The 11,712-nt window shown below is 72.8% G+C and carries 10 protein-coding genes and 1 pseudogene; 4 read left to right on the top strand and 7 right to left on the bottom strand.

Going from position 1 to position 11,712, the window contains the following annotated elements:
* Positions 1-158 precede the first annotated feature (158 nt).
* Positions 159-1,271, top strand: a pseudogene (locus tag ACQEVS_RS20805) (acyltransferase family protein); the annotation flags it as partial.
* A gap of 13 nt (positions 1,272-1,284) precedes the next feature.
* Here the strand turns inward: ACQEVS_RS20805 and ACQEVS_RS20800 are convergent.
* The gene (locus tag ACQEVS_RS20800; protein ID WP_433022507.1) at positions 1,285-1,935 is read right to left on the bottom strand and encodes a TetR/AcrR family transcriptional regulator C-terminal domain-containing protein; all 651 of its coding nucleotides are present in this window, start codon (positions 1,933-1,935) and stop codon (positions 1,285-1,287) included.
* Positions 1,936-2,005: 70 nt separating this feature from the next.
* Between ACQEVS_RS20800 and ACQEVS_RS20795 the strand changes: the two genes are divergently transcribed.
* On the top strand, positions 2,006-3,526 hold the full coding sequence (locus ACQEVS_RS20795; RefSeq protein ID WP_433022505.1) for an FAD-dependent monooxygenase: 1,521 nt from the start codon (positions 2,006-2,008) through the stop codon (positions 3,524-3,526).
* An 83-nt stretch (positions 3,527-3,609) separates the two neighbouring features.
* Here ACQEVS_RS20795 and ACQEVS_RS20790 read toward each other — a convergent pair whose 3' ends face one another.
* Together ACQEVS_RS20790 and ACQEVS_RS20785 are read right to left on the bottom strand one after the other, a co-directional pair.
* Positions 3,610-5,007, bottom strand: coding sequence for a GntP family permease (locus ACQEVS_RS20790; protein ID WP_433022503.1), 1,398 nt, complete (start codon positions 5,005-5,007; stop codon positions 3,610-3,612).
* A 320-nt stretch (positions 5,008-5,327) separates the two neighbouring features.
* Positions 5,328-5,891: a gluconokinase gene (locus ACQEVS_RS20785; RefSeq protein ID WP_433022501.1), complete on the bottom strand. Its 564-nt coding sequence runs from the start codon at positions 5,889-5,891 to the stop codon at positions 5,328-5,330.
* 137 nt (positions 5,892-6,028) lie between these two features.
* Here ACQEVS_RS20785 and ACQEVS_RS20780 point away from each other — a divergent pair, with 137 nt between their 5' ends.
* Positions 6,029-6,730 (top strand): FadR/GntR family transcriptional regulator, encoded by a 702-nt coding sequence (locus tag ACQEVS_RS20780; RefSeq protein WP_433022499.1) that lies wholly within the window; start codon positions 6,029-6,031, stop codon positions 6,728-6,730.
* A 14-nt stretch (positions 6,731-6,744) separates the two neighbouring features.
* Here ACQEVS_RS20780 and ACQEVS_RS20775 read toward each other — a convergent pair whose 3' ends face one another.
* The 4 genes from ACQEVS_RS20775 to ACQEVS_RS20760 all read right to left on the bottom strand — a co-directional run bounded on the left by ACQEVS_RS20775 (position 6,745) and on the right by ACQEVS_RS20760 (position 10,986).
* Positions 6,745-8,211, bottom strand: a complete 1,467-nt coding sequence (locus ACQEVS_RS20775; protein ID WP_433022497.1) for a hypothetical protein — start codon at positions 8,209-8,211, stop codon at positions 6,745-6,747.
* Between the two features lie 126 nt (positions 8,212-8,337).
* Entirely contained in the window at positions 8,338-8,655 is a 318-nt protein-coding gene (locus ACQEVS_RS20770; RefSeq protein WP_433022495.1) for a hypothetical protein, read from the bottom strand.
* A gap of 307 nt (positions 8,656-8,962) precedes the next feature.
* Positions 8,963-9,232, bottom strand: a complete 270-nt coding sequence (locus tag ACQEVS_RS20765) for a hypothetical protein (RefSeq protein WP_433022493.1) — start codon at positions 9,230-9,232, stop codon at positions 8,963-8,965.
* Between the two features lie 320 nt (positions 9,233-9,552).
* Positions 9,553-10,986 carry an amidase gene (locus tag ACQEVS_RS20760; RefSeq protein WP_433022491.1) on the bottom strand — a complete coding sequence of 478 codons (1,434 nt, stop codon included), beginning with the start codon at positions 10,984-10,986 and terminating at the stop codon, positions 9,553-9,555.
* 221 nt (positions 10,987-11,207) lie between these two features.
* On the opposite strand from ACQEVS_RS20760, the gene ACQEVS_RS20755 reads away from it, so the two are divergent.
* Positions 11,208-11,567, top strand: a complete 360-nt coding sequence (locus ACQEVS_RS20755) for an ADP-ribosylation/crystallin J1 (RefSeq protein WP_433022489.1) — start codon at positions 11,208-11,210, stop codon at positions 11,565-11,567.
* Positions 11,568-11,712 lie beyond the last annotated feature (145 nt).

Raw genomic sequence — 11,712 nt, 5'->3', positions numbered from 1 at the left:
CCGGAGTGCCGCGCTTCGCGCGGTTGTCCTCAAACGCCGGACGGGCTGACTATTCAGCCTGTCCGGCGTTTGAGGACGAGCGGCGAAGCCGCGAAAAGGGGGTCTGGGGCGCAGCCCCAGGAAGCTGGGGGCACCTCCCAGCGGTAGCTGGGGGAGAAGGGGAGGGACCGGGGCGCCCCACCCCCCGCCGCCACCCCCGCCTCACCGCCCTCGACGGCCTCCGCCTCATAGCCGCCCTCATGGTCGCCCTCTACCACTACGGCGGCCGCGGCGGCCAGATATCCACGGCGTGGGGCAGCTCCCCACGCCACCAGTTCCCCCACCTGTCACAGGCGTTCGCCTACGGCTGCCTAGGCGTCCAACTCTTCTTCGTCATCAGCGGATTCGTCATCTGCATGAGCGGCTGGGGCCGCTCCCTCCGCTCCTTCACCGCCTCCCGCGCCGCCCGCCTCTACCCCGCCTACTGGGCGGCGATCCTGCTGGTCACCGCCGCATTCGCGCTCCCGTTCGCGCGGCACTACGGCTCGGTGTCCACCAGCGACACCCTCGTCAACCTGACGATGCTGCAACAGCCCGTAGGCGCCGAGCGGGTGCTCGGGGTGTGCTGGACGCTCTGGGTGGAGGTCCGCTTCTACGCCCTGTTCGCGCTCTTCGTCGTCCTGCCGGGCGCGACCCGCCACCGCGTCGTCCTCTTCTGCGCGGTGTGGACGCTCGCGTCGGCGCTCACCACGGCCGCGCACGCCGAGGCGCTCAAGGTGGTGGTGATGCCGGAGGACTCGTCGTTCTTCATCGGCGGCATCGGCCTCTACCTCGTCCACCGGTACGGCCACTCGCTGACGGCCTGGGGCATCGTCGCGGTGAGCTTCCTGATCGGTCAGCACTACGCGGTGGCGGGCCTGTGGCACCCGCCGGGCCCGCACCACTTCTCGTACCGCTCCCCCGTCGTCATCATCGCGGTGCTCGCCCTCGGGTACGCGGCGGTCGCGGCCGTGGCGGTGCGGGGAGCCCGGTGGCCGTCCTGGCGCTGGCTGACGGTCGCGGGGGCGCTGACGTACCCCTTCTACCTGGTCCACGAGCACCTGGGGTGGCTCGTGGTGCAGGTGTTGCACCGACGGCTGGGGATCCCGTCGTACGGGGTGCTGGCGCTGACGGTGGGGCTGATGCTGGCCCTGGCCTGGGTGCTGCACGTGGGGGTGGAGCGGCGCCTGACGCCGCTGCTGCGGAGGGGGCTGGAAGCGCCCCCGCGGGAAGCGGCGGCGGACGGACGCTGAGGCCCTCCCCGGGTCAGTCCACCCGCTCCCGCGTCGCCGCGATTCCCGCGACGACCGCGGCCAGCCCCGCCTCGAACCCGGCGTCCGCGTTCCCGAACAGCTCGGGCCCCGCCGCGGCGGCGAGCGGGAACTCCGCCAGCCGTTCCGCGCGTTCGCTCACGTCGATGCCCTTGACGCCCCGGCCCGGATCATCCGCCGCCGACTGCTCCTCGATGACGTACCCGATCGTGAAGCAGTACACGGTGTAGTACGCGCGGGCGGCCTCCCGGGGCGTGAAACCGGCCCGGACCAGCGACGCGAGGTACCGCTCCATCGGGACGGCGTACGACGTGTCGGTGAAGCGGGTGCCGCTGTAGACCTTCGCGCCGTCGCGGTAGCCGAGCAGCACCTGCCGCAGCACCCGGTGGCTGCCGGCCAGCGTCTCCTGCCACGTCGCCGTCGCGAATCCGCCCTCCGCCTCCTGCCGGGCGTTCAAGCGGCGCAGCATCTCCGTGGCCATGGCGTCCAGCAGGTCCTGCTTGTTCTTGAAGTGCCAGTAGAGCGCGGGCGCCTGGACGTCGAGTTCCTTGCCGATGCGGCGCAGGGTCAACCCTTCCAGGCCCACGTCGTTCAGCAGCTCCAGCGCGGTGCTCACCACTTGCTCACGGTCCAGTCGATTTCCCACCTTGACAGCTTAACGCCGTTCAGGCCACGCTTAACAACGTTAAATTGAACGCCGTTAAGGGGGCTGCGCCATGTCCGTCACACCCATCGCGTCCGTCGCGTCCGGCTCGGAGACCGTCGAGGGTCCGGAGGTGCTGATCGTCGGCGCCGGGCCGTCCGGCCTCGTCCTGGCCTGCGTCCTCGCCGAGCAGGGCGTCCCGTTCCGCCTGATCGACGCCGGGGAAGGGGGGTTCGCCGGGTCGCGCGGCAAGGGGATCCAGCCGCGGACGCTGGAGCTCTTCGGCGTGCTCGGCATCGTCGACCGCTTCCTCGCGGACGGCGGCCCGGCGCCGATGATGAGCAGCTGGCGGGACGGAAAGATGGTCGCCGAGTGGGACATGTTCACCCGGAACGAGCCCACGCCCGACGCGCCCTACGGGCAGCCGCTGCTGCTGCCGCAGTGGCGCACCCAGGAGATCCTGCGGGAACGGCTCGGAGAACTCGGCGGGACGGTCGAGTTCGGCACCCGGCTCACCGGGCTGGCGCAGGACGCGGCCGGCGTCACCGCGCACCTGGAGACCGCGGGCGGCGCGACGTCCGCCGTCCGCGCCTCCTGGCTCGTCGGCACGGACGGCGGCCGCAGCACCGTACGACACCTGCTGGGCACCCCGTTCACCGGTGAGACGGTCGACCCCACGCCGATGCTGGTCGCCGACGTCCACGTGGAGGGGCTGCCCCGGACGCACTGGCACACCTGGCAGGACCACCCCGCCGGCATGCTCGTCCTCTGCCCGCTGCACGCGACGGACGCCTTCCAGCTGATCGCCGCCTTCCAGGACGGCGAGCCGGACCCGTCGCCGGAGGCCGTCCGGGCGCTGGTCGCGGAGCGGACCGGGCTGACGGCCCGGGAAGTGGACTGGGCCTCGGTCTTCCGCGCCCGGGCGGCCATGGCGGAACGGTTCCGCGACGGCCGGGTGTTCCTCGCCGGCGACGCCGCCCACGTGCACTCCCCCGCCGGCGCCCAGGGGCTGAACACCAGCGTCCAGGACGCGTACAACCTGGGCTGGAAGCTGGGGCACGTGCTGCGGCACGGCGCGCCGGACGCGCTCCTCGACTCGTACGAGGCGGAGCGGCTGCCCGTCGCGGCGGGCGTCCTCGGCCTCAGCACCCGCATCCACCGGAGCAATGGGCGGGAGGGACTGAAGCTCAGCGGACAGCGGGGCAAGGAGGCGCACCAGCTCGATCTGCACTACCGGCAGAGCCCGCTCAGCCGCGAGGCGCGCACCGCCCCGGCCGAGGACGCGCCGCACGCCGGCGACCGGGCGCCGGACGCGCCGTGTGCGACGGAAACCGGCGAACCGGTGCGCCTCTTCGACCTGTTCGGCACCGGGCACTTCACCCTGTTCGCGGTCGGACGTGCGGCGGAGGACGAGCTTCCGGCGGATGTCGCCGGGCCGCTGGTGCGGATCGCGCGGCTCACGGACGCCGACGGGCACCTGGCACGGGCCTACGGGCCGGGGCTGTTCCTGATCCGTCCGGACGGGTACGTCGGACTGGCCGCGGAGGACGCGGCGGAGGTGCGGAAGTACCTGGCGGAGGTGGTGGGGGCGTAGCCCTTGAAGGTGGGCGTAACCCGTGAAGGCGGGCGTAGCCCTTGAAGGCGGGGACCCGGGCGGCGGGCCCCCGCCGGCCGCCCCTAGACCACCAGCGACAGCAGCATCACGAACCCCAGCCCCACCACCGAGATGATCGTCTCCATCACCGACCAGGTCTTGAGCGTCTGCCCGACCTCCAGGCCGAAGTACTCCTTCACCATCCAGAAGCCCGCGTCGTTCACATGGCTGAAGAAGACCGAGCCGGCGCCGACGGACAGGACGAGGAGGGCGGTGTGGGTGGTGCTCATGTCGGCCGCGAGCGGCGCCACCAGCCCCGCGGCCGAGATGGTCGCCACAGTGGCGGAGCCGGTCGCGAGCCGGATGCCGACCGCGATCAGCCAGGCCAGAAGCAGGGCGGAGACCGACCAGTCCTTGGAGAAGTCGAGGATCATCCGGCCGACGCCGACGTCGATCAGCGTCTGCTTGAAGCCGCCGCCCGCGCCGACGATCAGCAGGATGCCGGCGATCGGGGCCAGCGACTTCTCGACGGTCGAGGCCAGCCGGTCGCGGCCGAAGCCGGCGGCCCGGCCGAGGGTCACCATGCCGACGAGGACGGCCGCGAGCAGCGCGATCAGCGGGGAGCCGACGACGTCCGCGACCCGCTGGACATGGTTCTTCGGATCGTCCACGACCACGTCCACAAGTGCCTTGACCAGCATCAGCACCACCGGCAGCAGGACGGTGGCGACGGTGACGCCGAAGCCCGGGCGGCGCTCCAGTTCCTCGGACGGGCGCTGGGGCATCAGCTTCTCGGGCGGGGGCACGTCCACCCAGCGGGCGGCGAAGCGGGAGAACAGCGGCCCGGCGATCACCGCGGTCGGCACGGCGATCAGCACACCGAGGGCGAGGGTCACCCCGAGGTCGGCCCCGATCGCGTCGATCGCGGCCAGCGGCCCGGGGTGCGGCGGGACCATGCCGTGCATCACGGAGAGGCCCGCCAGGGCCGGGATGCCGATGCGCATCAGGGAGAACCCGCCGCGCTTGGCCACCAGCAGCACCACGGGGATCAGCAGCACGATCCCCACCTCGAAGAACAGCGGCAGGCCGATGACCCCCGCGATGAGGACGACGGCCCAGGGCATGGACCGGGCGCTCGCCCTGGCCAGGATCGTGTCAACGATCTGGTCGGCGCCGCCGGAGTCGGCGAGCAGCTTGCCGAGTATCGCGCCGAGGGCGATGAGGACGCCGACCCCGGCGACCGTCGAACCCAGTCCGGTACTGAAGCTGGCGATGGCCTTGTCCAGCGGCGCCCCGGCGGCGGCGCCGAGCACCAGCGAACCGATGGTCAGCGCCAGGAAGGCGTGCAGTCTGAGGCGGGTGATGAGGAGGACGATGACGGCGATGCCGACGAGGACGGCGATGCCCAGCTGTGCGTGGCCCGCCGAGGTGATCGGTTCGGCGGGGGCCGCGGCCAGCATCTCGACGCTGAGAGTGCTCACGGGGCTTCCTTGGGTGTGAGGGGGTGCGGCGGGAGCCGCGGGGTGCGGGCCCCGCCGGGGGCGGGGGCCCAGGGGCCCGGGTCGGGCGCGGTTTCGCTCGGTCGCGGGTGTCAGCGGCGGGTGCCGGGTGCCGGCGGTGCGGTCACCGTGGACGGCGTGGACGCTCGGGTACGGCCTCGGGGTGCCCTGCCCGCCGGGCCGTCGCGGTCCGTTCGGGATCGGCCGTGGATGCCCGGCCGTCCCCGGTGTCCGGCTGTCCCCGACGCCCGCCGACGCGGCCTGACCTGCGTGCCGGCGTACCGGCGTGCAGGTGTCAGACGTCAGACGTCTCGCAAGGCGGCGACCGCGCGCTCGGCGATGACGGCCGCCTCCGGGGCGACGTCCACGGCGGCACCCGCCTCGTCCGTGCCCAGCGGTTCCAGGGTGGCGAACTGCGAGTCCAGCAGCCGGGTGGTCATGAAGTGGCCCTTGCGGGCGGCCATCCGGCCGGCGATCAGTTCGCGGTCGCCGGTGAGGTGCAGGAACACGACGCCCGGCGCGGCGGCCCGGAGCCGGTCGCGGTACGCGCGTTTCAGCGCGGAGCAGCTGACCACTCCGCCCCGGTCCGCGCGGCCGCGCGCCCAGGCGCCGATCGCGTCGAGCCAGGGAGCCCGGTCGGCGTCGTCCAGGGGGACGCCGGACGACATCTTCGCGATGTTGGCGGGCGGGTGGAAGTCGTCGCCCTCGGCGTAGGGGACGCCCAGGGCGTCCGCCACGAGGGGGCCGACGGTGGTCTTGCCGGTACCGGCGACGCCCATCACGACGACGACCCGGCAGGCCGCCGGGGGCGTGGGAGCGCCGGGGATCCCGTCGCCGGGGGCGGCTCCGCTGTCGGCGGTGGTCATGTGCACCTCACTGTCTCCGGCGTCTTCCTCGGCGCCGGCTGCCGCTCCACTGAACCCGATGAAGTACGACGTATCAAGTCACTGTGACCCAAACGTCATACTTAATCGGGGTCGCCATGGACACGTAGGCTGATCCCATGGCCAACCATGGGCAGGGACCGCACGCACGGGTGCTGGAGTCCCTGGGACCCGCGATCACGGCGGGCGCATACCCGCCGGGGAGCGTGCTGCGCACGGACGAGCTGGAGGAGCGCTTCCGGGTCTCGCGCACGGTCGTCCGCGAGGTGATACGCGTCCTGGAGTCCATGCACCTGGTCAGCTCGCGGCGGCGGGTCGGCGTGACGGTGCTGCCGACCGAGGAGTGGAACGTCTACGACCCGCAGGTCATCCGCTGGCGGCTGGCCGGCCCGGACCGCCCCCGGCAGCTGCGGTCGCTGACCGTCCTCCGCTCCGCCGTCGAACCCGTCGCGGCGGGACTCGCCGCCCGCCTGGCCACCCCGGAGCAGTGCGCCGAACTCACCGAGCACGCGCTCGGGATGGTCGCCACCTCACGGGGCCAGCAACTGGACGCCTACCTGCTGCACGACATCGCGTTCCACCGCGTCGTCCTGCGCGCCTCGGGCAATGAGATGTTCGCCCGCCTCGGCGACGTCGTCGCCGAGGTGCTCACCGGCCGGACCCGGCACCAGGTGATGTTCACCGACCCGGATCCGGCCGCGGTCACCCTCCACGTGCAAGTGGCCGAGGCGGTCCGCCTCCATGACGCGGAACGCGCGGAGGCACTCACCCGCGAGATCGCCAGCGGCGCGATGGCCGAGCTGGACATCCTGGCGCCGTAGCAGCGCGCTCGGCGTCACGTCCCGGGGGACGCCTCGCCGCTCAACCCCGCCTTGCGGCCCAGGAATCGGAGGAGCGAGCGCGTCGGCCGCACCAGGGCGAGCAGCAGTCCGGCGATGGGCAGGGCGAGCAGCACGATCTGCAGACAGGCCGAGACCGTGCCGAGGATCTGATGGCCGGACGCGCCCGCGTTCTCCAGCAGCCACTGGGCCTTCCGCCAGTCGGCGGCGAGGAGTCGGGGCAGGTTGAGCAGGAGGATGCCGACCTGGAGCAGGAGCACCGGTATCAGGCACAGCACCCAGCACGCCACCACGATCTGAGGCCATCGCTTGAGGGCGCGGAGCCGCTCGTCCGCCGGGCGCCGGAGCAGCACGCGCTTGAGGATGGGCCCGATGTAGGAGAAGAGGTCGGGGATGCCGACGAGGTCGGCGACGATGTAGTAGCCGTCGAACCGCAGGGTGGGCAGCAGCTGTTGGACGATCTCCAGGTTGACGGCGACGATCGCCACCAGGAGCGGCTGGAAGCCCGTGGCCGCGTACAGCCCCAGCAGGCCCAGGACGAACAGCGCGTTGAAGTAGACGCCGCCCAGGTCGGCCCGAATCCGCCCGGCCCGGCCGAGCCGGTACGAGTTGGTGATGTCGGTGTAGAAGGCGGGCCAGACGAGGTAGATGCCGCAGCCCATGGCACCGGGCCGCACACCTCCATACCGGCAGGCGGCGCCGTGCCCCCACTCGTGGAAGACGCAGGAGGCGATGGCCAGGAACACCACGAGGAGGACGCTGCCCGGGGCGGTGAGCACCGCCTGCAGGGCGGTCACGGTCTCCGGGGACGCCCACACCCACGTCTCGCCGACCACGAAGACGCAGACCGCGAGGTACACCGCCAACGGGTGGAAGAGCCAGGCGAAGAGGCCGGAGACGAACCAGGTGACGCGCTCGGGCAGCACCGCGAGCCGGAACCGGAAGGCGAGGAAGGGATCGCTCCGGCGGGCCGGCGGTGGCGGGGAGCCGTCGCTGTAGGTGGTGAGGGCGAGGGGGGCGAGCTTCTCGTCGATGAGGTACGCAACGTGTTCGGCGGTGAACCGCCGTCCGGTCTCCCGGCTCAGCTCGTCCGCCACGCGCGTCATGACGGAGCCGCCGCCCGGCGCGTCCTTTCCGGTGCCCGTCGACCCGGCCTCGTCCCCCGGCCGTCGTGCCGCGGCACGCTCGTCGTGGTGGCCGTCGTGGTGCCCGTCGCGACGGCCTTCGTGGCGGCCGTCCAGGGCCCGTACGACCTGGTACAGCAGGCCGGGCAGGCGCACCAGTTGTCCGTCGGGCCGGCAGACCAGCTGTGGCGGGTCGCGGTAGCCGGACCCCTCGAACTCGCCGACGAGTTCGGTGCCGGGCACCAGCCGGGGCTCTCCGGCCGCCCGCCGGGCCGGGGCCGGCAGCCGTCCCGGGGAGGATCCGGTACGGCCGGCTCCCGGGACGAAGGGCAGGGTCATGGGTGCGCTCCGAAAGGGTGTCGGACAACGGGTCCCCTGGCGCAGCGGGGGAGGACCGAGGGCACACGGCCCTCCCCCACCGGGCGAGTGCGGCGTTCCGCTACCGGGCCGGTGGCCCGGGAGGGATCAGTGGCTGGAGATCGCCGCGGGCGTGCAGGTGACGCTGGTGGTCGTGTTCTGGGACGGCAGACCGAGCGAACCGAGCAGGCCCGCGGTCTGCGGGTGGTCGAGGGACTGGCAGGACGACAGCATCGTCGTGCCGTGGTCGCTCGGGGCGGGGGCGAGGACGCCGCCGCCGGTCGCGCTCGACGAGCTGCCGGCGGCGCTGCCGGCGCCGCCGTCACCGGGGCCGAAGGGGACGGCCATGATGCCCATGACCGTACGCTCGGGCAGTACCTCGCCCGAGACCTCGGCGAGCTCTTCGAAGCTGATGAGGTTGTCCATTCCATTCCCTTTCTCTGGTACGTGGAACGTGCTGGGTGGGAAGGTGCTGGGTGCCCTGGGACGTGCTGGATGCCCTGGGAATGCCCTGATGGACCGCACTCGCCGGGCCTCCGTACCCGGCCGCCGGACCGACGGGACCGGGTACTCCATCCCCGGCCGGACGGTCTCCGGGGATGAGACCTTGGTTGTCTCTGGTGGGAGCGGGCAGCACCGCCGCGCCGCGTACGGTGACGTCGCCGACGGCGGGGTCGAGTGGTCTTCGGCCGGTCGCGGTGCACGGTGCTTCTTGTACGACCGGCCGGTGTGGTCAGCGGCTGGAGATGCCCGCGGGGATGCAGGTGATCGTGTGCCCCGGGGTGCTGGGCGCCAGCCCCAGCGCCGCCAGAAGCTCGGGGCTGCCCGCCTCCTGCCGGTACTGGCAGGCGTAGACGACGGTCGTACCGTGCTCGGATCTGACCAGCATGGGGTACAACGACGGATCCGCGTTCCCCGCCGCCAGGCTGGACAGCACCGTACGAGGCGGCAGTTCCTCGCCGTGGAGCGCGGCGAGCTCCCCGAAGGTCACAGCGGTTCTCATCGTCTTCCCTCCCTCCGGACGGCGCCGTCCCATCCGGCCCCCGCGGCCCGCCGCGGCACCACTGCCCGGCACACCCGTGGACCTACCTGGCCCCGCCATCCCGCAAGGAGGCTAGCGCCGGATACGCATCGCGAGCACGGCATCACTCGACGTCTCACTCGGACGGGTTGCGTCTGGGGCCGGATTGGGCATCTACGGCATGTCGGATGGAGTACCGGGAAATAATAGGGACTTACAGGGAGAATCCGCCCTTCCTGAAGCAGTGCCCAAAGAAGAAACCTTCCCCCGTACGGCAGTTCACGCCCCGCAGGCCGCCTCCCCTACGCCACGGCCTCCCCCGCACCCCAGGCCGCCGGAGGCCGGTGTTCGAACCACCGCTCGTGCGACTCCAGTTGCGCCGCCAGCGACACCAGCAGCGGTTCGGCACCGGCCGGGCCCAGCAGCTGGGAGCCGAGCGGCAGCCCGTCCGCCGTGAACCCGGCCGGGACGTTCACGGCGGGCCAGCCCAGGACGTTCCACGGCCAGGCGTACGGACACGCCGTGATCATCAGCGAGTTCGTCTCCCGGCCGGAGAGCCCGTCCAGCGCCCCGACGGGCAGCGGCGGCGCGGCCGTGGTCGGCGTGAGCAGCACGTCGTAGCGGCCGAACAGCGCGTTCATCCGCACCCGCAGGGGCGCTTCCGCCGCGCGGGCCGCGCGCAGGACGGCGCCGCCGAGCACCAGTCCGCCGCGCGCGTTGAGGTGCGTCCGCCCGTCGAGCAGCCGCCGTTCGGGGACCCTGCCCGCCCACTCGCGCACCCCGGACATGGACCGGGGCACGAACGTCAGCCCCACCGGCCCGAACCGCGGTTCCTCGGGCACCACTTCGTGCCCCAGCGCCTCCAGCCGCTCCGCGGTCCGTACGGTCGCGGCCCGCACCCGGGGGTCGAGCCGGTGCCGCACCGCGGCGAACGCCGGCCGCAGCGAGAGCGCGATCCGCAGCCGTCGCGGGGCGTGCGCCAAGGCGGCGACGACGTCGACCGCGGCGGGCCGGTGCAGGTCGCCGGCGTGCGAGCCGCTCACGGCGGCCAGCAGCAGCGCCGCGTCCGCGACCGTGCGGGCCAGCACCCCGCCGCACGTCAGCCCGCGGAACGCCTCGCGCTCCGGCCACGCGGAGATCCGCCCCCGCTGCGGCTTGATCCCCACCAGGTGGGTCCAGGCGGCCGGGATGCGGACGGACCCGGCCCCGTCCGAGCCGAGGGCCGCCGGTACGATCCCGGCGGCGACGGCCGCCGCCGAGCCGCCGGACGAACCACCGGGCGTGTACGCGGTGTTCCACGGGTTCCGCGTCACGCCGAACGCCGGTCCCTCGGTCACCGGCCACTGCCCCAGCTCGGGTGTGTTGGTCTTCCCGACGACCACGGCCCCGGCGGCCCGGAGCCGGCGCACGGCCTCGCTGTCGGCCCGCTTCGCCGGGAAGTCGCCGGGGCAGCCGAAGGCGGTGGGCAGGCCGGCCACGTCCATGTCGTCTTTGACGGCCACGGGCACACCGAGCAGCGCTCCCCGCTCCCCCGCCCGCAGCCGCCGGTCCGCCGCGTCGGCGTCCCGCAGGGCACCCTCGTCCCGCACCCACCGGAAGGCGTTCAACGTCCCTTGCGTCGCTTCGATCCGCCGCAGCGCTTCCAGCGCCAACTGCCGCGCCGACACCTCACCTTGCTCCAGTGCCCGCGACAACCCCGCGATCCCGTCCGACTCACAGCCCTCGAACCGCGCCACCGCAAGCCCCTTCCCCGCCGGACCGTTCCCCTCACGGTAGGCGCGCCCGTCCGACCGGGACGAGCCCACGGGAGAGGAGAGCTGCGTCACACGGATGACGCCCCAGGGGAGCGCGCGGACCGGCAATTCCGTCGCCTGTCTCCGCCCGTCTCGGTAAAGTCCCCGAAAACCGCCCGCCGCCCGAACCGGCGCGGGCCGAGAACGAAACCGGAACCAGATCCATGACCAGCCGCACCGCCCCCTCCACCACCACGCTCTGGCGCCCTGTCGGGCCCAAGGAGCTCGCCCTGCTGGAGGAGCTCGACTGGCGGGCCTGGCCGCCGCGGCTGCCGGAGCAGCCGATCTTCTATCCGGTGCTCAACGAGGACTACGCGATCAGGATCGCCCGGGACTGGAACGTCCGCCACGACGGGGCCGGTTATGTCACCCGTTTCGCGATGGACGCGGAATTCCTGACCCGATACCCCGTGCGGCAGGCAGGCGGGCGCACCATTCTCGAACTCTGGGTGCCGGCCGAGGAGCTGGACGTCTTCAATCGGCACATCGTCGGAACGATCGAGGTCGTGCATTCCTTTTCGTGACGGCTTCGTGGCGGTGTAACGCCCGTATGAGCGTGGCGGGTTGACGCGGTTGGCCGGCGCGGCGCCCCGGATTCCGTTCGGCGCGACCCGGACTCGAACGCTTCCCTGAAGGGAACCCCCACCCGCGATTGGGGGGTTTCCCCGA

Origin of the sequence: Streptomyces sp. CA-181903 (assembly GCF_050937075.1) — a bacterium.
Lineage (GTDB): Bacteria > Actinomycetota > Actinomycetes > Streptomycetales > Streptomycetaceae > Streptomyces.
Note: the sequence above shows the minus strand (reverse complement) of the source record. Positions and strands in the feature narration are given on the sequence as shown.